Here is a 19,835-nt window from a genome sequence, read left to right as displayed (position 1 = left end):
CGAGCTGGCCGCTGCGCATCGGCATCGGCATCCACATCGGCGAGGTCGTCGCCGGCAATATCGGCTCGCCCCGGCGCAAGGAATACACCGTGATCGGCGACACCGTGAATTTTGCCGCGCGGCTCGAGGCGCTGAACAAGGATCTCGGCTCGCAGTTTTTGATATCCTCCGCGGTCCGTGAGGCGCTCGGCGACGACTGCAAGGACGCGGTGTCGCGCGGCGAGATCCCGGTGCGGGGCTACGAGCACCCGGTGCACGTCTGGCAGCTGGGATAGGCGGCGACGCTCAGATGATCCGAGGCAATCACGCACGTCTCCTCAAGCCGCGCGAGCTGCCTGCATGTGACTTGCCCGCGATTGTACCGAGTGCTCTGAAGGGCATTGCGCGGACCGTGCTACGATGACGTCATCGGAATGACCGGAGCACAAGGACAAGCAAGATGCAGCGGCGCTATATCACCGTCGACGTTTTCACCGACCGCGCCTTCGGCGGCAACCCGCTCGGCGTGGTGCTCGACGCCGAAGGGCTCTCGACCGAAGCGATGCAGGCGATCGCGACCGAGTTCAACTATTCGGAGACGACCTTCGTGCTGCCGCCGCAGGACAAGGCCAACGACGCCCAGGTTCGCATCTTCACGGTGCGCTCGGAAATTCCGTTCGCCGGCCATCCCAATGTCGGCACCGCCTTCGTGCTGGCGAGCCGGGCGGCGAAGGCGCCGGCGCGCTTGAGGTTCGAGGAGAAGGCGGGTCTCGTGCCGGTCGAGATCCTGTCCGATGGCGGCAGGGTGATCGGGGCCGAGCTGACCGCGCCGCAGGCGTTGCAGCGGACCAACGAGGTCAGTGCAGCCGCGGCCGCCGCGTGCCTGTCGCTGACGGCGGCTGATGTGAAGACCGATCGGCACGCCCCGCAAGTCGTCTCGGTCGGGCTGCCGTTCCTGGTGGTGGAGATCGCCTCGCGCGAGGCGCTGAAGCGCGCCCGGCCCGATGCGGCGGCGTTCGCCAGGACGCTGGCCGAGATCGGCCGCGACGTCGTCTATTTCTACACAAGCGACGTGCCGGCGAGCGAGCAGCCGCTCGACCTGCAGGCGCGCATGTTCCATCCGGGTGCCAGCGGCCTGTCCGAGGACCCTGCCACCGGCAGCGCGACCGCGGCTTGCGCGGCGCTGCTCGCCGATATCGATCCCGCGCGTGATGGCGAATTGCGGCTGCGGATCGGGCAGGGCGTCGACATGGGCCGGCCGAGCCTGTTGCTGACGCGGGTGCGCAAGCAGGCCGGTGCGATCAATTCGGTGCATGTCGGCGGCGGCTGCGTGAAGATGATGGAGGGGACACTGAACGTGCCGGGCCGGGCAGGCTAGACCTGCGGCGCCGCCAGGTTCTCGATCCTGACGCCGTCGCGCTCCTCGATGATCTCGGCGATCCAGCGACGGTGGCAGTGCTCGTGGTCGCGCTCGTAGCAGAGGACGCAGACCGGGCCGGACTGCTTGACCAGCGCCGACAGCTCGTCGAGCTCTTCCTTGGCCTGCGCCGTCTTCAGGTGTGCCGAATAGATCTTGTGCAGCAGCGCATATTGCCCGCTGCGCGCCGCCTCCCGTCCGCTCTTCGGGGTGCCGAGGCCGCGCAAATGGACGTAGCCGATGCCGCGCTCGTCGAGGCCCGCCGCGAGCTGGGTCTTGGAGAAGCCGGGCCGGCGCGAGGAGGCGATCGCGCGGACGTCGACCAGGAGCTTGACGCCGGCCTGCTCGAGTTCTTCGAGCACCGCCTTCGACGGCGTCTGCTCGTAGCCGATGGTGAACAGCTTCGATGCCTTCGTCTTGGCCTTCGCCATCGGTTCTCGCTCACTTCACCCGTTCGATCAGCTCCATCGCGCCCGCCGGCGCGCGGATCTTGCCCTCGTGGATCACATAGGCGAACACGTCGCGCGGCGCCTTCTTCGGCGCGGTCTTCTCGACCTTCGGCAGGTCGTCGGGCTCGCTGCCGGCGGCCCAGTCCTGAAACCGCTTGGCCCAGGCGTCGAGCTGCTTCGGCGGATAGCAGGTCTTCAATTCGTCATTGCCCTTCTGCAGCCGGGCATAGACGAAGTCGCTCGCGACGTCGGCAATCGCCGGATATTTGCCGTGCTCGGCGAACACCACCGGCACCTCGTGCTCGCGAATGAGGGCAACGAATTCGGGCACGCAAAAACTGTCGTGCCGGACCTCGACGACGTGGCGCAGCGCGCGGCCATCGAGCTTGCGCGGCAGCAGCTCGAGGAACTTGCCGAAATCGGCGCCGTCGAACTTCTTGGTCGGCGCGAACTGCCAGAGCACCGGCCCGAGCCGGTCCTTCAGCTCCAGCACGCCCGAATCATAGAACCGCTTCACCGAATCGCCGGCCTCGGCGAGCACGCGGCGGTTGGTGGCGAAGCGCGGCCCCTTCAGCGAGAAGATGAAGCCGTCGGGCACTTCGCTGGCCCATTTGCGAAAGCTCTCCGGTTTCTGCGAGCCGTAATAGGTGCCGTTGATCTCGATCGAGGTCAGCTTGGAGGCGGCGTAGGACAGCTCCTTCGCTTGCGCGAGCTTCTCCGGATAGAACACTCCGCGCCAGGGCTCGAAGGTCCAGCCGCCGATGCCGATATAGATGTTGCCTGCGTCTGTCTTGGTCGCCTTGGTGGGAGCTTTGGCCACGACTGCACTCATCGTGAGGGAGGGAACAGGAAGCAAGACTAGTCAAAATAATCGTGATTGGCCAGTTTGCCAGATCGGCGCGGCAGTGCTTATCGTCGCCGTCGCTCTTCGCTACGATGCGCCAAAATGGAGAACAACAATGCGCATGCTGGTCGCGGCCGCCCTCTTGATCATGTCCTCCGCCGCCATATCGTCCGCTGCAATGGCCGACGAGGTCGACGATGCGCACAAGCTCGCGATCACCGGCCGCGACGCCTACTGGAATTGTCTCGCCCGCGAATATCCCCGCGACAGCAACAAGGCGATGTCCGACCAGGAATTCACCTCGCTGATCGCCAATGTCTGTCCCTCGGAGCGGCAGAACTTCCGGGTGTCGCTGATCGACTTCCTGTCGCTGCAATTTCCGAAGCAGGACGCCGACGCGAATCTGACGACCGCCAACCGCGCGATCGAGCTCGCGCAGAAGGACATTGTAACCGCCTTCACCCGGCGCAAGGCCGCGTCCAAATAGGTTCCCAAATCCTGTTGCGGCCGGCCGATTTTTGATATCAATCCGTGCAGGCGAGGGATGATCGGCATGGGCTCACAATCGACGGCAGGCTTCCTGGGCGCACTGGTCGCAGCCATCGCGCTGGCAGCGGCGTTCATCTACGGGCCGTCGCCGAGCCAGCTCCGTAACCCGACCCGGTCCGCCGCGCAGCCGCAGGCGGCTCCCGCCGCCGAGGCCGCGCCGGCAGCCCCGGCGCCACGCGGCCCGGTGATCCGGGAAGTCCCGAACAACTAGCGCCTCCTGCGCCCCTTGCGGACCGCCTGGGGCCTTCCTATGTTGCTTCCAACAGCGACGTTGCAGCTTCAGGGCTCCGGCGCTGGGACGACCACGACATTGATTGGCTGCGCCGGATGTACGCGCGCCCCTTGTTCGTGGTCGTTGGCATTTTCAGGGGTGTTTTGCCCCGTTTTCCCGCTTTCCGAGCGCGCGTTTGGGTTGGCCTGCCTTGGCAGCGGGAGAGGCTGCGGCTATACGCTGGCGCTCATGAACGAAGCCATCAAGCCGAGCCCCGAAACCTCATCGCAGGCAGCAAGCTTGCCGCTGCTTTCGGTGGTCGTCCCGACCTTCAACGAACGCGACAACGTCACGGTGCTGTACCGCCGGCTCGACGCGATCCTGAAGGACGTGTCCTGGGAAGTCATCTTCGTCGACGACAATTCGCCCGACGGAACCTGGGACGTGGTGCGCGCGCTGGCGCGGAAGGATTCCCGCGTGCGCTGCATCCGCCGCATCGGCCGGCGCGGCCTGTCCGGCGCCTGCATCGAGGGCATCCTGGCCTCGAGCGCGCCCTATGCCGCGGTGATGGACGCCGACCTGCAGCATGACGAGACCCAGCTGCCGAAGATGGTGGCGCTGCTGCAGAGCGGCGAGGCCGAGCTCGTGGTCGGCAGCCGCTATATCGAGGGCTACAAGGCCGACGGCTTCAACAAGCAGCGCGCCGGCGCCAGCGCGTTCGCCACCGAGATCGCACGCCGCACGCTGAAGGTCGAGATCGCCGACCCCATGAGCGGCTTCTTCATGATCCGCCGCGACCGTTTCGAGCAGTTCGCGCCGCAGCTGTCGACGCAAGGCTTCAAGATTCTGCTCGACGTCGTGGCGACCGCAGAGGGCAAGCTGCGCGCGGTCGAAATTCCCTACACGTTCGGCGCCCGCCAGCATGGCGAGAGCAAGCTCGATTCCATGGTCGCGCTCGACTTCCTCGGCCTGGTGCTGGCGAAGCTGACCAATGATCTGATCTCGCTGCGCTTCATTCTGTTTGCGGCCGTCGGCGGGCTCGGCCTGGTGGTGCACCTCACCGTGCTGTTCATCGCGCTCGAGCTGTTCAAGGCGCCATTCCCGGAGGCCCAGGCCACTGGTGCGATCGTCGCCATGACCAGCAATTTCATCCTCAACAATTTCCTGACCTATCGCGACCAGCGGCTGAAGGGCTTTGGCATCCTGCGCGGCCTGCTGCTGTTCTATCTGGTCTGCAGCGTCGGCCTGCTCGCCAATGTCGGCGTCGCGTTCTCGGTCTACGACCAGGAGCCGATCTGGTGGCTGGCGGGCGCGGCCGGCGCACTGATGGGCGTGGTGTGGAATTACGCGATGTCCGGGCTGTTCGTCTGGCGCAAGCGATGACGGTGGCATGAACGCGAACGAGGCGCGGCTGGCCCGAAACACCGCGCTTGCGGTGTGCGCGCTGGTCGTGTTGCGGCTGGCCGCCGCGGCATGGACGCCGCTGACCTTCGACGAAGCCTATTACTGGATGTGGTCGAAGTCGCTCGCCGGCGGCTATTACGACCATCCGCCGATGGTCGCGGTGGTGATCCGACTCGGCACCATGATCGCGGGCGATACGCCGTTCGGCGTGCGGCTGGTGTCGATCCTGCTCGCACTGCCGATGAGCTGGGCGATCTACCGCGCGGCCGAGATCCTGTTCGGCGGCCGGCGCATCGCCGCGAGCGCAACGATCCTGCTCAATGTGACGCTGATGGCCGCCGTCGGCACGCTGATCGTGACGCCGGATGCGCCGCTGCTGGTCGCCGCCAGCCTGCTGCTGTACGCGCTGGCAAAGGTGCTCGAGAGCGGCCGCGGCGCCTGGTGGCTTGCGGTCGGCGCCAGCGCCGGTGCGGCGCTGCTGTCGAAATACTCGGCGCTGTTCTTTGGCCCGGCGATCCTGATCTGGCTTGCGATGGTGCCGAAGCTGCGGCGCTGGTTTCTCTCGGCCTGGCTCTATCTCGGCGGCCTGGTCGCGCTCGGCCTGTTCAGCCCGGTCATCCGCTGGAATGCCGAGCATCACTGGGTGTCGTTCATCAAGCAGATGGGACGCGCCCGGATCGAGGATTTCCGGCCGACCTACATCGCCGAGCTGATCCCGACCCAGTTTGCGTTCGCAACGCCCTTGGTCTTCATGCTCGGCGTGATGGGCCTCTACGCGCTCTATCGGCGCCGCGCCGGCGCGCTGGAGGCGCGCGTGCTGGTCAACACGATGTTCTGGACCATCGTCGTCTACTTCACCTGGCACGCATTGCATGCACGGGTCGAGGCCAACTGGTTCGCGCCGGTCTATCCCGCCTTTGCCGTGGCCGCCGCGGTCGCGGCAGTCCAGGTGCAGTGGGCGCCGCGCGAGCAGCGCACGATCGATTTCTGCCGCCGCTGGGCCGCGCCCGTCGGCGTCGTGCTGTTCGCGCTGCTGATCGTGCAGGCCAACACCGGTTTGCTCTCGGGCTATCGCCGCGACGCCACCGTGCGCAGCGTCGGTGTCGGCTGGCAGGAGCTTGCGGACGAGATCGAGGCGACCCGCGTGCGGACCGGCGCGAGCTGCGTGCTGGCGGCGGATTACGGCACCACCGGCTGGCTCGCCTTCTATCTCCCCAAGGGCACCTGCGTCGCCCAGCAGGGCCAGCGCATTCGCTGGGTCAACATGCAGGAGCCGAGCCCGGCGGAACTGGCCGGCAAGCTGATCTATGTGCACGAGGTCGAGCAGGCGATGCCGGCCTCGCTGCGCGACAATTTCGCCCGTGTCGAAACGGTGGCCGAGGCCAAACGCATGCGGGGGCCGTTGACCATCGAGACCTACGCGCTCGACCTGCTGGAAGGTGCAAAGGGCGAGGTCCTCGACCGTTCCCCGCCGCCGGAACTGCAATAAAATCCTCGCCGTTGAGTGTCGGATCGTCCGGGTCCGGGTCGTCTTCCAGACAGCCCGTCAACCATGCGAGGTTCCAACATGACCAGTTCCGTTCTCAAGCCTGCCGCCGAGCTCGCCACGACCAATGTCAGGCGCTTTCCCAATGAGAGCGCCGAGTATCGCAGCGCCCGCCAGGAATTGCTCGTCGAAGAGATCGAGCTGCGCCGGCATATCGAGCGCGTCGCCGCGCTGCGCCGCGCCTTGCCGCCGGGCGGCGAGGTGATCAAGCCCTATGATTTCACCGGAGAAGCCGGTGCGGCATCGCTCGCCGATCTGTTCGGCAGCAAGCCGACGCTGATCGTCTACAGCTACATGTACGGCCCGCAGCGCGAGAAGCCGTGTCCGATGTGCACATCGTTCATGGGCACCTGGGAGGAGAAGCTGCCCGATATCGAGCAGCGCGTGTCGTTCGTGTTCGTGGCGCGCTCGCCGATCGCTCGATTGATCGAGGCGAAGAAGGCGCGCGGCTGGACGCGCCACAGGATCTACTCGGATGCGTCGGGCGACTACACGCGCGACTATGTCAGCAAGGATGACAGCGATCTGCCGGGATACAATGTCTTCACGCGCCACAACGGCACGATCCGTCATTTCTGGGCCGGCGAAATGGGGGCGGGCACGATGGACCCCGGCCAGGACCCGCGCGGCGCGCCGGACATGGATCCGCTCTGGACCTTGCTCGACACGACGCCTGAAGGGCGCGGCAAGGACTGGTATCCGAAGCTCAGCTACTGAGAGATGGTTTTTGCTCGATCCCCGCGCGATTACGGGGCGATCGGCAAGGAAATTCTCCCCTGAATATATTCCGGCATGCTGCGCTGGAGCGGCATGCCGGAATGTCCCATGATGGGACAGAAAAGCCGCTTTGGCGGTCCAATGTCATCTTAAAAAAGCCCTACGCCACAGGCACTTCCCGCGCTGCAGGGGATCGCATCCGGTTAAGTCGCATTTAACTAAAAGTCGCCTTAATGGCCGTCTGTGCCCCCGCGCGACGTTGAGCCGAACTCCGTTCGACCCCGCGTCGAGTGAGGGACAAAGGTGGACCTGTTTTGAGCGCCGGGCGTATGGGTACGAGTGCGAGTGCGTATGTTCTTGGGGCGCCAAGCCGCAAGAAATCCTCCCGAAAAATCCTCCCACAGCATTTCCTCGGCAGCGCCGCGGTGGCGGGGCTGGTGCTTGGCTGCGCCTGGACCGTCTACGCCAACATTTTTGCGGCGAGCGTCTATCCCTCCGTGGGCAATGCGTCGTTCGATGCGCCGGTGATCAAGCGGCCCGTCGCGGTCGCTGCGCGGCCGACGCCTGCCTTCAACGAGGTGTTCGCCTCCTTGACGCCGGCACCAGCGGCGCCCGCGAAGACCGAGGTCGCGAAGTCGGAAGCCGCGGCATCGTCGCTTATGTTTAACGATCGGTTTGCGGCCGCCTCGCCCGAGGGCGTCGCGTCCAGCGTCGTGGCTGACGCCGCATCGCAGATCGACCCGATCAAGCAGGCCGCTGCGCCAAAGGTCGCCGAAGCGGCGAGGGCGGTCGCCTCCGCGGAGCTCGCCGAGACATCGAAGCCGTTGCCGGCGCCGAAGTCGGTCGAGACCGCCAAGAAGCAGGCCGCCGCCAATCTGAAGGTGGCGCTCAACGATCCCGCTGCGGACGTTCAGCCCAAGGGGGCCGACAAGGCAGCCGAGGCGAAGCCTGCCGAGGCCAGGCAGGTGACCAAATCCGGCGGCGTTCGCGACATGGCCGCGCGCGCCAAGGCCGCGGTGATGTCGATCGCATCGAACGAACGGCAGACCATGGTCGAGAAGCTGTGGGGCAAGCGGGAGTCGAGCGGCGGATTGCTCTCCTTCGCTTCAGCCGATGCGAACGTGACCGGCAGCATTCCTTCGACGCTGGACCAGAGCCCGATGCTCGGCGGCTCGCCGCCCTATGACCGCCAGACCGCGGTGTACGACATCTCGGCCAGGACCGTGTATCTGCCCGACGGCACGCGCCTCGAGGCGCATTCGGGCCTCGGCTCCAGGCTCGACGATCCCAGGTCCTCGCACCTGAAGATGGTCGGCGTGACGCCGCCGCACATTTACGAGCTCAAGCCGCGCGAGGCGCTGTTCCACGGCGTGCCGGCGCTGCGGCTCAATCCGATCGGCGGCGAAGGCAAGATCTTCAACCGCGTCGGCCTGCTCGCGCACACCTTCATGCTCGGTCCGAACGGCGACTCCAACGGCTGCGTCTCGTTCAAGGACTATTACGCATTCCTCGACGCCTACCGCAACAAGGGCATCCGCCGTCTCGCGGTGCTCGCGCGGATTCAGTAGGCAGAGCGGGCAGCGGCCCACCGCTGCGGCCTGATCGACGTCTGGAATTGGATGCCATAGTCGCTATACTGCACTGATCCAGAGCGAGTCCAAGCTCGGCAACGGATCTGGCGCAACGCGAACATGTCTCCCACACCCTCCATCGAAACCCCGCCGCCGATCACGACCGAAGCGTTCGTCGATGCCGCAGCCGCGGTTGTCCGTCTCGAAGAGATCTACGAGCGTAACACCGGCTTCCTGCGCAATCGTTTCGAGGCCTACGTCAACGGCGTGCCGTTCACGACGCGGGTGCGGGCGCATTATCCGTTCGTCCGCATCACGACCTCGTCACATGCGCGGCTCGACTCGCGGCTTGCCTATGGCTTCGTCGCAGGACCCGGCGTCCACGAGACCAGCATCACGCGGCCCGACATCTTCCGGACCTATCTCACCGAGCAGATCGGGCTCCTGATCAAGAACCATGGCGTGGCGGTCGAGATCGGCGAGTCGAACGAGCCGATCCCGATCCATTTCGCCTACCGCCGCGACATCAATATCGAGGCGGCGCTGACCATCGCCGACAGTTCGGCGTTCACAAGGTCGCTGCGCGACATCTTCGATACGCCCGATCTCGCCGCGATGGACGATGCGATCGCCGACGGCACCTTTGAGCTGACGCCGGGCGTTCCGGAGCCGCTGGCGCTGTTCCGCGCGGCGCGGGTCGATTACTCGCTGCGCCGGCTCTACCACTACACCGGCACCGACCCGGAGCACTTCCAGAATTTCGTGATCTTCACGAACTACCAGTTCTATGTCGATGCCTTCGTGCAGCTCTCCCAGCAGCGGCTTGCGTCGGGCGAGGCCGGTCTCGAGGCCTTCGTCGCGCCCGGCAATGTGACCACGCACAATGCGCGGCTCGGCGGCGGCACCACCGGGACCCCGTCCGAACGCGTCCCGCAGATGCCGGCCTTTCATCTGGTCCGGCCCGGCTGTCGCGGCATCACCCTGATCAATATCGGAATCGGTCCGTCCAATGCGCGCAACATCACCGATCACGTCGCGGTGCTGCGGCCGCATGCCTGGCTGATGATCGGGCACTGCGCCGGGCTGCGCAACACGCAGCGGCTCGGCGATTATGTGCTCGCCCACGGCTATGTGCGCGAGGACCACGTGCTCGATCACGAGCTGCCGCTCTGGGTGCCGATCCCGGCGCTTGCGGAAATGCAGGTCGCGCTCGAGGAAGCCGTCGGCGAGGTGACCGGGCTCACCGGCTTCGAGCTCAAGCGGCTGATGCGCACCGGCACGGTCGCCAGCGTCGACAACCGCAACTGGGAGATCAGCGGGCCGCAGGTGATCCGGCGCATGTCGCAGTCGCGCGCGGTCGCACTCGACATGGAATCGGCGGCGATCGCCGCCAACGGCTATCGCTTCCGCGTACCCTACGGCACGCTGCTGTGCGTCTCCGACAAGCCGCTGCACGGCGAGATCAAGCTCGCAGGCATGGCCAGCGAATTCTACCGCCAGCGCGTCGGCCAGCACCTCGAGATCGGTCTCAAGGCGCTGGAGCGGCTCAAGCAGCAGGAATCCGAACGCCTGCATTCGCGCAAGCTGCGCAGCTTCGCCGAGGTCGCGTTTCAGTAGCGCAACGCTGGGCGGAACGGCCCTCAGGCGAGCGCGTTGCCGCGGGCGATGATCGCGAAGCGGTCGGACAGTTCGGCGAGCGCGACGTCGTGAATGAGCCTCGCGGCAATCGTGCCGCCGACGCCGTCGGGCAGGTCGCGGGTGGCGCAGCTGTCGGCGTCGATCGTGGTGCGGAAGCCGAGATCGAGTGCGGCGCGGGCCGTCGAGCTCACGCACATATGCGTCATGAAGCCGGCGAGCACCAGCTCCTTGCGGCCGGTCGCGGCAAGCTGCGCGTTGAGGTCGGTGCCGGCGAATGCGTTCGGCAATTGCTTCTCGATCACGATCTCGCCCGGCCGCGGCGCCAGCGGCGCGACGATCGCGCCACGCTCCCCGCTGCGGTCGAACAGGCTGCCCGGCTGGCCCTTGTGCGCGATGTGGATGATCGCGACGCCGCTTTCCCGGGCGCGGGCGAGCAATGCCGTCGCGCGCGCAATCGCCGGGTTGGCGTCGGGCAGGGCCAGCGGACCGGCAAGATATTCGTTCTGGATATCGATCAGCACCAGGCAGCTGTCGCCGAGGCGGGGCGGGGTGAGGTCGATACCGGCAAGCTGCATCAATGTCTTGGCTGATGTCATGGTCGTTCTCCAGCGGATGTGCCCCCGAAAACATAGCCTGGGATCGGCCTGCTGTTATGCAGGGATATTGCAGCCGGTGGCTGCGTTATTGGCGGCCGCGCGATGTAGCCTGGCGCCATGAACTGGGACGATCTTCGCATCATCGCGGCCGTCAGGGACGAGGGCACTTACGCCGGCGCCAGCGCGCGGCTGCGCATCGACGAGACCACGGTCGGGCGCAGGCTGGCGCGGATCGAGCGCGCGCTCGGCCTGCGCCTGTTCGAGGCCGTCGATGGCGTCCGCAAGCCGACCCGGCAGTGCGACATGGTGCTCGCGCATATTGAGGCGATGGCCGCGCGTGCCGAGGAGATCGGCCGGATCGGCGAAAGCCTGCCCGGTCCGGTCGGGCGGCTGCGCATCGCCTCCACCAGCGCGATCGCCGAGGAGGTGCTGGCGCCGCGCGCAAGCGAATTCCTGCGCGCCCATCCGGGCCTGACGCTGCAGTTTCTGACCTCGAGCGACAATGTAAAATTCTCGCGCTGGGAGGCCGATCTCGCGATCCGCTTGCGCAAGCCCGACAAGGGCGACTTTGCGATCTCGAAGCTCGCCGAGGTCCGCTCGTATTTCTTCGAGCCGGCCACGACGACAGCCGGCGAAGCGATGCTGTGCGCCTATCCCGACGAGCTCGGAGGGATTCCGGAAATGCAGTTCCTGCGCGCGAAGCGGCTTCGCGCACGCTGCGTCACCGACAATGTCCGGATCATCCACACGCTGATCCGGTCGCATCACGCGGTCGGTGTGTTGCCGGAGCACAGCTGCGCGGACCTGCTGACCGACCGCCGTCTGCGCGCCACGCTGCTGCCGAAGCGACGCGACGTCTGGCTCCTGGTGCAGAACCATCTCAAGCGCGACGCGGCAACGCGCGTCACCATCGACTGGCTGCGCGCCTGCTTCCAGGATGCCGCGCAGAGGGGATGAGGTGCCCACGCAATGACGGGACCTGCTGCGACGCTTGGGTCACAGCACCGCCGCGTCATGAAAAATCACACGCAGCCCTCTTGCAACCCGGACGTGCTTCGTCTATTAGCCCGCTCCTTCGTTTCGGCCACGGGTTCGGGCTCGTTGAGATCCCGACCGGCGCGGGCCGCTTTGCGGTGTCGTGTTCCGCCGAAATGAAGATCGCGAGATGAAGCTCATGGGCGAGCGTCGGGGATGAAATCCCGAAGGTATCGGTTCGAATCCGGTCTCTCACAAAGGATAGCTCAGTTGGTTAGAGCAGGTGAATGATACTCATCGGGTCGCGGGTTCGATTCCCGCTCCAAGCGCTCCGTTTCAGCCTGTAAAGCTGATACCTCTGAAGGGGACCGGACGCGCGCTTCAGTCGCAGTCCGGCCGTCTCGCCACAAGGCTTTTCGTCCGAACATCGACACTGTGAGACCGGCTTTGCGCCGCGGTGGATACCGCTTGCGCTGATGCCGGGTGGCTCCGCACGGCCGCGCGACATTCGTCGCGCGAACGCGCGCGTGCGCCCGTCATCGCGTAAGCTCTAAGCCACGGCCCGCTTGGCTGACAGGAAGCCGCGTTCGCGTCCTCACGTCCTTTGCAAAATGAAACCCGCTCTCAGGCCCATGGGCCTGACGGCAAACGATGGAGGCGTGTCGTGACCCTGAAGAGGACCTGGCACTTCCTGACGACCAATTTGACGGTGAAGGATGGCGAGCGCGCGTTGCTGATGCGCGACGGCCGGCTCGAGCAGGTGCTCGCGCCCGGACGTCACCGCCTGTTCGATCCCCTGCATCAGCTCAAGGCCGAGCTGTTCAGCGTCGTGCGGACCGAATTCCCCGCGGATCGCTTCGCGGTGATCAAGGCCGCGCGCCCTGATCTGGCCGACGAGCTGTTCGAGGCGGTCGAGACCCGCGCGAACGAGATCGCGATCGTCAGCCTCGACGGCCGTCCCGTGCAGCTGATGACGCCCTGGCAGACGCGCGTGTACTGGAAGATCGCGACGTCGGTCGAGGTCGAGCGCATCGACGTCACCAGCGATCCCAGGGTCACGGCACGCCATCTCGCGATGATCCAGCCCAACCGGGCCGGCGTCATCACCGAGGCGGTGGTCGAGAACCACGAGGCCGGTCTGCTCACGGTCGAGGGCAAGCTGGTCGAGCGGCTCGCGCCCGGCCGGCACGCGTTCTGGATCGCGGGCCGCAAGATCGAGGTCAGGCGCCTCGATTTGCGTCCCCAGGCGGTCGAGATCACGGCGCAGGAGATGCTGACCAAGGATCGCATCGCGCTGCGCGTGACGCTGACCGCGTTCCGCCGGATCGTCGATCCCGAGCGGGTCGTGGCAACGGTGCCCGACGTGGATGCGTGGCTGTACCGCCTGGTGCAGTTCGCGATCCGCGAGGCGGTGGCTGGCCGCACGCTGGACGAGGTGCTGTCTGCGAAGACGGCGCTCGATACGGAGCTTCGCGACTTCGTCCGCGATCGTGTCGCGGACGGCGGCGTCGAGGTCACCGAGCTCGGCGTGAAGGACGTGATCCTGCCCGGCGAGATCCGCGAGCTGGTCAACAAGGTGGTGGAGGCGGAGCGGGTGGCGAAGGCCAACCTGATCCGCCGCCAGGAGGAGACCGCGGCGACGCGTTCGCTCCTGAACACCGCCAGGCTGATGGAGGAGAACCCTCTGCTGCTGCGGCTCAAGGAGCTGGAGTCGCTCGAGCGTCTGGTCGAGAAGGTCGGCCGCATCGACCTGCATGCGGGCGAGGGCCAGGGCCTCGATGCGCTGCTGACCAAGCTGGTGCGTCTCAAGGCGCCCGAGAGCGCGTAAGACAGGAAGGGCCGCCCACGGGCGGCCCTTCGACTTTTTCGCCGGGACGGACCGCCGGCACTCGTACGAATGTTAGCGTGCAGACGGCTGTAATGGGACACCGCCACGGCACAATTCGCATGTCCTGCGCCACGTCGCAAAACAGAGGTGCCACTCCGGTCAGATTGCGATAACGTTCGTGTACCGTGGTCCATTCGGCCAGCCGTCAACCCGCCGGTGAAGCCAGTGCAGCAGATTGCGGAATGGCTCGAGAAGCTGGGACTTGGGCAATACGCGCTGCGTTTTGCCGAGAATGGGATCGACCTCGGCGTTCTTCCCGAATTGACGGATGAAGACTTCGACAGGCTCGGCGTCCTGCTCGGCCATCGCCGCAAGATGCTGCGCGCGATCGCCGATCTCAATCAAGCCGGACTGATCGCCGCGCCGGTTTCACCGCACGATGCCGAGCGCCGCCACCTCACTGTGATGTTCTGCGACCTGGTCGGCTCGACGGCGTTATCGGCACGTCTCGATCCCGAGGACATGTGGGAGGTGATCCGCGCCTATCGCGCAGCCTGTGCGCAGGTGATCACGACATACGACGGCGCCGTTGCCAGATTTATCGGCGACGGGATCCTTGCTTATTTCGGCTATCCCCGCGCCCACGAGGATGATGCGGAGCGCGCGGTGCGCGCCGGCCTCGACGTCATCGCCGCAATCGGCAAGCTCGAGACCCGCGCGAAAGAGGGAGTTGCGGTGCGGATCGCGATCGCGAGCGGGCTCGTCGTGGTCGGCGACCTCGTCTCCGGCGGCGCGTCGGAGGAGCAGGCGCTGGTCGGCGATGCACCGAACATCGCGGCGCGGCTGCAAAGCCTGGCGGAACCGGGCGTGGTCGTCGTGGCTGCCTCGACCCGCCGGCTGCTCGGCAACCTGTTCACGCTGCGCAACCTCGGCCGCCGCGAGGTCAAGGGCATCTCCGAGCCGATCGCGGTGTGGGCCGTCGAAGGCGAGCCGGCATCGGAAAGCCGTTTCGAGGCGGTGCGCACCGCGCGCTCGATCGGCTTCGTCGGCCGCAAGGCGGAGATCGAATTTGCGCTGTCGCGCCAGCAACTGGCGTGGCAAGGCCAGGGCCAGGCGGTGCTGATATCGGGCGAAGCGGGTATCGGCAAATCGCGCATCGTGGCGATGCTCTCCGACAGCCTGGCGCCCGGGGCACACCGCCGTGTGCGGTATCAATGCTCGCCCTATCACACCAACAGCGCGCTGCACCCCTTTGTCGCCCAGCTCGAGCGTGCCGCCGGCATCAGGTCGGAAGATGCGCCGGAGCAGAAGCTGGACAAGCTCGAAGCCATGCTGGCGCTCGGCACGCAGCACGTGCCCAGCGTGACACCGCTGATCGCGGCGCTGCTGTCGATCCCGACCGGCGACCGCTATCCGCCGCTCGGCCTCAGCCCGGCGCAGCAGCGGCGGCAGACATTCGCAGCGCTGCTCGACCAGCTCGAAGGCCTCGCCCGGCAGCAGCCGGTGCTTGTCGTCTGCGAAGACGTGCATTGGGCCGATGCCACGTCGCTCGAACTGCTCGACCTCGCGGTCGACCGGATCAGGGGGCTGCCGATCCTCATGCTCATGACGTTCAGGCCGGAGTTCGAGCCGCCATGGGCCGGGCTCGCCAATGTCAGCCTGCTGCGGCTCGATCGGCTCGACCGGCAGGATACGCGCGCGCTGATCGAGCAGGTGACCGTCGGCCGGTTGCTGCCCGGCGAGATGATGGCGCAGATCATCGAGCGGACGGATGGTGTCCCGCTGTTCGTCGAGGAGCTGACCAAGATGGTCATGGAGTCGGGGCTGCTGGTCGAGAATGCCGGGCGCTATCGCCTCGACAATCCGCTGCCGCCGCTGGCGATCCCGGCGACGCTGCAGGACTCGCTGATGGCACGGCTCGACCGGCTGGCGCCGGTCAAGGAGGTGGCGCAGATCGGTGCGGCGATCGGCCGCGAGTTCTCATATGCGCTGCTGCGCAGCGTGGCCGGGCGCGATGATCTGACGCTTGGCGCGGCGCTTGCCCAGCTCGAAGAGGCCGAGCTGCTGCTGCGCCGGGGCGTGCCGCCGGACGCAAGCTACAGTTTCAAGCACGCGCTGGTCCAGGAAGCGGCTTACGAGAGCCTGCTCAAGAGCCGCCGGCAGTTGCTTCACAAGCATATCGGCGATGTGTTGCGCGACAAGTTTGCCGAGATGGCCGAGATCGAGCCGGAAGTCGTCGCCTACCATTTCACCGAGGCAGGGCTCGGCGAGACCGCGCTGGCGTGGTGGCGCAAGGCCGGTCAGCAGGCGCTGAAGCGCTCGGCCTATTGCGAGGCGATCGCGCATCTCGGCAAGGCGGTCGCCATCGCCGATGAGCTGCCCGACGAGCCGGATCGGATGATCGGCCGGCTCCATCTGCAAATCGCCTACGGCCGCGCGCTGCGGGGCAGTCTCGGGCACAGCGCCCCCGAGACGGTCGCCGCCTGGACGCGCGCCCGGCAGTTCGCCTCCGACATCGATGATCCGATCGAACTGGCGCCGATCCAGTCGGGTCTCTTCAACGCCTGCTTGACCCACGGCGAGCTCGCGCCGATGCGGGAACTGGCGGAGGCGATCATGGGCGCAGCGGAGCGGCATCCGGATTCGCCGGTGGCGACCATCGTCGCGCGCTGGGCCAGCGGGGTAACCTCCTGGTTCGCGGGCGAGTACCTGAACGCGGGCATCCATCTCGAGCAGGCCTTCGCGGCCTATGCGACCGAGCCGGATCCGGCAACCTTCAAGTCGTCGACGCTCGACTTGCCGTTCGTCATCATGAGATTTCTCGCCCTGGTGCTTTGGCCGCGCGGCGAAATCGATCGGGCCCGGCAGCTCGCGGGCGCCGCGGTGGACGTCGGAAAACAGCGCGCGCTCGCGCGCGCCAATGCGCTAGTTCACAAGGCCGTCTTCGACGGGCTGTGCGGCAGCAGGTTGCGCCAGACCGAGACGATCCTGGCCCTGGGCCTGGCGCGGGACCACACGATGCCGTTGTATGTCGCCGCCGGCACCTATCTCAATGGTCTGGAGAAGTGGCGTGCCGGCGATCGCGCCGCAGGTCTCGCGGAGATGCAGCGTGGCTGGTCGTTGCTTCACGAGAACGACTGCTACCTCTGTGAACCGTTCTGGGGATTACAGATTGCCGTGGCCAATGCGGAGGCCGGGCATGTCGATGCCGGGCTCGACATCATCAATGAGCTGATCGAGGCGACGGAGCAGTCCGGGCAGCACTGGCTCGATGCCGAGCTGTACCGCGTGCAGGGTGGGCTGCTGTCGCGTCGTCACAGCCCCGACATTTCAGGCGCGGAGGATGCGTTCCATCGCGCCCTCGAGATCGCGCGAAGGCAGCAGACCAGGACGTTCGAATTGCGCAGCGCGCTGGGACTTGCACGTCTTTACAGCCGCAGCGGCCGGGCAGAGGAGATATCTCAATTGCTGGCGCCGGTGCTCGCCGGTTTCGATTCGGCGCTCGATCTTGCCGAGGTCAAGGACGCGCAGGAACTGCTCACGCAGGCGCGTCGGTGGCCGGACCACCACTCGCGCGCATCGTGACGGGTGCCGCAGCGGAGCGGTCACACCGCGTCCGCCCACCTTCCTGCGCCCGCGCAAGTGGTGAAAGAGCAGGCTCGGATGTCGCGCAAGACGCTAGCGGTGCGAAACTGGAGCTGTTGGGTTCCCGAAGTTCTACGGTGCGACGATGCGCATTTTGCTATTGCGTCCGCTGGCGCATTTGCATCTACTTTAAAAACGCCGCTGCGGAGAATTCCGCCTTGCGGTCAAGCGTTTGGAATTTGTTTTTCATCCTGTGTTTGAGTGAGTATGCTGTGCGACCCTTGACGTTCCCGCAGGTGAGCATTTCCGGTGGAACTTGTAATCGCCTTCTCGCGACATTGTCGCCGGCGGATCTGGACCTCCTGAGACCCGAACTTGAGACCGTTGCGCTCGAACAGGATGCAGTCCTGGCGCGCGCCGGTGACGAGATCGACTACGTCTTCTTTCCTCACAGCGGCGCGATCCTGTTGATGATCGACATGGCGGATGGGCAGACGGTCGCGACCGGTGTGGTCGGATGCGAAGGGGCCGTGGGCAGTCTTTCGGTTCTCGGAGCCTCGCCGTCAGGCATTACCGCCGTCGTTCGTGCGGCTGGTACCGCTTCGCGGGTCCCGGCGGCGCGCTTTCATGCCGCTTTCGGCCGCAGTCCGGGGATTCGGCAGGCGATCCAGAAGCACGTCAGATCGATGCTGATCCAGTTTCAGCTCGGCTCCGCGTGCAATGCGCTCCACCCGGTCGAGGCGCGGATGGCGCGCTGGCTGCTTCAACTTCGCGACCGCGTCGACAGCGACGTCCTCCCGCTGACCCAGCAAGCGCTGTCGCAAATCCTCGGCGTACGACGAACGACGGTGACCTTGCTGATGGGTAATCTGCGCAAGCGCGGAGCGATCAGGTCAGATCAGCGAGGCCAGATCGAGATCGACCGGGCGCGGCTATTGGCGGCGGCGTGCGAATGCCATCGCGTCATGCGTCTCGAGGCCGAGGAGATCTTCTCGGGTAGCAAGATTCGAACGCGAGGAATGGCGCCGGCCAACGATCCGCGCATCCCGGAAATCGAGGCTGATGACGCCGTGTAAGCGCGTTCAGCTTCCTGGCCGCCGATCAAGCTCCCGCGTGGGGGAGGATACCCTTTCGAGCTTCGCAATCTCGCGCAGCACCTTTGCGGTCTCGCGCAACTCATTGCGCTTCGGGCCGGGCTTCAGCCGTCGTGCCTCATCGAGAAAGTCCTTGGCCTGTAGCAGCCAGGCAGACGTTTCGGTCGAGATCTGTACCTGCGCCATGGTGTCCCTCCATCGCGGTCGTCAAAAGTGGTGGCCATTTTCAGGCCGGTGAACCGCCGCCGCGGCGTCGCCGCACGCGGATGCTCGGCTCATCGACCCAGGCGTCCCGCGCAAACCAGGCGTGATCCGCGCGGCAAAATGGACAGGGCGTGCGCGAGAAGAACACGGTACTGCGTCGAAAGCTCTCGCGATCGGTTTTGATTCCGGTGGAAATCGCGTGTCCGGTTTGCGGACATCTGACCATCACCATGCCCATGAGCGCCTCCCTCCCATATTGCCTTTTGCTTTTTGCCGTTTGCCTTGCAGAATAGTCCGGCCGGTTGGATTGGCCCCAGATCGGTGCGCGGGGTAGTTGGGGGGGCATCGCGCACCTGCGGCGGTTGACGGAGCATCGGGCAGTGGGGGCTGCATGCTCTCGTCACGGGGCTTCTTCCAACCGGCCAGGTCCCTCCTTGAACGAATCCTCGATGTGACTTCAACGCCGCTTCTTCAGGCGGCTCGGCTGAGAACCTTGTCGCTTTCGCTCACTGCACTGCCTCCCTCGCAAGTGAACGCATTCTCCGCAACGCTTGCTCGCGTCACGGGAGCTGACGCTCCGTGCTCAATTCAGATTTTTGAGTGAACTTCGATCTCGTCCCGAGCTTACTGTGCGGGACGCTGACGACACTGTCGGTTCGGTTTGCGACTCTCGCACGAAATTTTTTTTGAAATTGTCAACTCAGACCAACGTATATTTACGGAGAGTGTTGTGCATAACGTGCATGCTGTGAGCAGCGTAAGGCTCTGCATCAGTGCGAGGTTGTGGACGTATTCGCATCGGCCGCGCTGCGGTAAGTCGCCCGGCGAGCCTGCCCCAAACAAAAACCCCGGCATCGCTGCCGGGGTTTTGCATTTCGTAGATTGCCTTGGATGGCTGGATCAGAAGTCCATGCCGCCCATGCCGCCGCCCGGAGGCATCGCGGGGCCGCCGGCGTTCTTCTTCGGCAGCTCGGCAACCATCGCTTCCGTGGTGATCAAGAGCGCGGCAACCGAGGCAGCGTTCTGGATCGCGGTGCGCACGACCTTGGTCGGGTCGATGATGCCCTTCTTGACGAGGTCGGCATAGTCGCCGGTCTGGGAGTCGAAGCCGTAGTTGTAGGTCTTGTTCTCCAGGATCTTGCCGACGATGACCGAACCGTCTTCACCGGCGTTGATCGCGATCTGGCGAGCCGGAGCCGACAGCGCCTTGCGCACGATCTCGACGCCG

At 65.8% G+C, this 19,835-nt stretch carries 19 protein-coding genes and 2 tRNA genes; 15 read left to right on the top strand and 6 right to left on the bottom strand.

The window, feature by feature from the left end; translation table 11 throughout:
- Positions 1-275 (top strand): adenylate/guanylate cyclase domain-containing protein (locus AKL29_RS44405; RefSeq protein WP_244481755.1); only part of this gene is annotated, 275 nt, incomplete at its 5' end.
- 164 nt (positions 276-439) lie between these two features.
- Positions 440-1,357, top strand: coding sequence for a PhzF family phenazine biosynthesis protein (locus tag AKL29_RS04590; protein ID WP_050383287.1), 918 nt, complete (start codon positions 440-442; stop codon positions 1,355-1,357).
- Here the strand turns inward: AKL29_RS04590 and AKL29_RS04585 are convergent.
- Both AKL29_RS04585 and AKL29_RS04580 read right to left on the bottom strand, forming a co-directional pair.
- Positions 1,354-1,827 carry a DUF488 domain-containing protein gene (locus AKL29_RS04585; protein WP_050383286.1) on the bottom strand — a complete coding sequence of 158 codons (474 nt, stop codon included), beginning with the start codon at positions 1,825-1,827 and terminating at the stop codon, positions 1,354-1,356. The two genes, AKL29_RS04590 and AKL29_RS04585, sit on opposite strands and share 4 nt — an antisense overlap.
- 10 nt (positions 1,828-1,837) lie before the next feature.
- Positions 1,838-2,665 (bottom strand): DUF72 domain-containing protein, encoded by an 828-nt coding sequence (locus tag AKL29_RS04580; protein ID WP_028336815.1) that lies wholly within the window; start codon positions 2,663-2,665, stop codon positions 1,838-1,840.
- 139 nt (positions 2,666-2,804) lie between these two features.
- Between AKL29_RS04580 and AKL29_RS04575 the strand changes: the two genes are divergently transcribed.
- The 7 genes from AKL29_RS04575 to AKL29_RS04545 all read left to right on the top strand — a co-directional run bounded on the left by AKL29_RS04575 (position 2,805) and on the right by AKL29_RS04545 (position 10,304).
- Positions 2,805-3,176 (top strand): hypothetical protein, encoded by a 372-nt coding sequence (locus AKL29_RS04575; protein ID WP_050383285.1) that lies wholly within the window; start codon positions 2,805-2,807, stop codon positions 3,174-3,176.
- 66 nt (positions 3,177-3,242) lie between these two features.
- Entirely contained in the window at positions 3,243-3,449 is a 207-nt protein-coding gene (locus tag AKL29_RS04570) for a hypothetical protein (RefSeq protein ID WP_028336817.1), read from the top strand.
- Between the two features lie 249 nt (positions 3,450-3,698).
- Positions 3,699-4,832 (top strand): glycosyltransferase, encoded by a 1,134-nt coding sequence (locus tag AKL29_RS04565; RefSeq protein ID WP_050383301.1) that lies wholly within the window; start codon positions 3,699-3,701, stop codon positions 4,830-4,832.
- Positions 4,833-4,839: 7 nt separating this feature from the next.
- Positions 4,840-6,342, top strand: coding sequence for a glycosyltransferase family 39 protein (locus AKL29_RS04560; RefSeq protein WP_050383284.1), 1,503 nt, complete (start codon positions 4,840-4,842; stop codon positions 6,340-6,342).
- 78 nt (positions 6,343-6,420) lie between these two features.
- Positions 6,421-7,116: a DUF899 family protein gene (locus AKL29_RS04555; RefSeq protein ID WP_050383283.1), complete on the top strand. Its 696-nt coding sequence runs from the start codon at positions 6,421-6,423 to the stop codon at positions 7,114-7,116.
- A 329-nt stretch (positions 7,117-7,445) separates the two neighbouring features.
- Complete coding sequence (locus AKL29_RS04550; RefSeq protein WP_347336974.1) at positions 7,446-8,684, top strand: DUF2778 domain-containing protein; 1,239 nt, start codon at positions 7,446-7,448, stop codon at positions 8,682-8,684.
- A 123-nt stretch (positions 8,685-8,807) separates the two neighbouring features.
- Positions 8,808-10,304 carry an AMP nucleosidase gene (locus tag AKL29_RS04545; RefSeq protein WP_050383282.1) on the top strand — a complete coding sequence of 499 codons (1,497 nt, stop codon included), beginning with the start codon at positions 8,808-8,810 and terminating at the stop codon, positions 10,302-10,304.
- Positions 10,305-10,327: 23 nt separating this feature from the next.
- Here the strand turns inward: AKL29_RS04545 and AKL29_RS04540 are convergent, their stop codons facing one another.
- The gene (locus AKL29_RS04540; RefSeq protein ID WP_050383281.1) at positions 10,328-10,921 is read right to left on the bottom strand and encodes a cysteine hydrolase family protein; all 594 of its coding nucleotides are present in this window, start codon (positions 10,919-10,921) and stop codon (positions 10,328-10,330) included.
- A 117-nt stretch (positions 10,922-11,038) separates the two neighbouring features.
- Here AKL29_RS04540 and AKL29_RS04535 point away from each other — a divergent pair, with 117 nt between their 5' ends.
- The 6 genes from AKL29_RS04535 to AKL29_RS04515 all read left to right on the top strand — a co-directional run bounded on the left by AKL29_RS04535 (position 11,039) and on the right by AKL29_RS04515 (position 18,385).
- The gene (locus AKL29_RS04535; protein ID WP_050383280.1) at positions 11,039-11,878 is read left to right on the top strand and encodes a LysR family transcriptional regulator; all 840 of its coding nucleotides are present in this window, start codon (positions 11,039-11,041) and stop codon (positions 11,876-11,878) included.
- A 203-nt stretch (positions 11,879-12,081) separates the two neighbouring features.
- Positions 12,082-12,153, top strand: a tRNA-Phe gene (locus tag AKL29_RS41620).
- A gap of 2 nt (positions 12,154-12,155) precedes the next feature.
- Positions 12,156-12,222 (top strand) — tRNA-Ile (locus AKL29_RS04530).
- A 410-nt stretch (positions 12,223-12,632) separates the two neighbouring features.
- Positions 12,633-13,724 (top strand): slipin family protein, encoded by a 1,092-nt coding sequence (locus tag AKL29_RS04525; protein WP_050383299.1) that lies wholly within the window; start codon positions 12,633-12,635, stop codon positions 13,722-13,724.
- A gap of 225 nt (positions 13,725-13,949) precedes the next feature.
- Positions 13,950-17,309: an adenylate/guanylate cyclase domain-containing protein gene (locus AKL29_RS04520; protein ID WP_028352347.1), complete on the top strand. Its 3,360-nt coding sequence runs from the start codon at positions 13,950-13,952 to the stop codon at positions 17,307-17,309.
- 281 nt (positions 17,310-17,590) lie between these two features.
- Positions 17,591-18,385: a Crp/Fnr family transcriptional regulator gene (locus AKL29_RS04515; RefSeq protein ID WP_244481753.1), complete on the top strand. Its 795-nt coding sequence runs from the start codon at positions 17,591-17,593 to the stop codon at positions 18,383-18,385.
- Positions 18,386-18,391: 6 nt separating this feature from the next.
- Here AKL29_RS04515 and AKL29_RS04510 read toward each other — a convergent pair whose 3' ends face one another.
- The 3 genes from AKL29_RS04510 to AKL29_RS04505 form a co-directional block, all read right to left on the bottom strand.
- The gene (locus AKL29_RS04510) at positions 18,392-18,589 is read right to left on the bottom strand and encodes a hypothetical protein (protein ID WP_028336829.1); all 198 of its coding nucleotides are present in this window, start codon (positions 18,587-18,589) and stop codon (positions 18,392-18,394) included.
- A 40-nt stretch (positions 18,590-18,629) separates the two neighbouring features.
- Positions 18,630-18,845 carry a hypothetical protein gene (locus AKL29_RS40305; protein WP_028352345.1) on the bottom strand — a complete coding sequence of 72 codons (216 nt, stop codon included), beginning with the start codon at positions 18,843-18,845 and terminating at the stop codon, positions 18,630-18,632.
- 662 nt (positions 18,846-19,507) lie between these two features.
- Positions 19,508-19,835 (bottom strand): TCP-1/cpn60 chaperonin family protein (locus tag AKL29_RS04505; RefSeq protein WP_283809386.1); only part of this gene is annotated, 328 nt, incomplete at its 5' end.

Origin of the sequence: Bradyrhizobium pachyrhizi (assembly GCF_001189245.1) — a bacterium.
GTDB classification, from domain to species: domain Bacteria; phylum Pseudomonadota; class Alphaproteobacteria; order Rhizobiales; family Xanthobacteraceae; genus Bradyrhizobium; species Bradyrhizobium pachyrhizi.
Note: the sequence above shows the minus strand (reverse complement) of the source record. Positions and strands in the feature narration are given on the sequence as shown.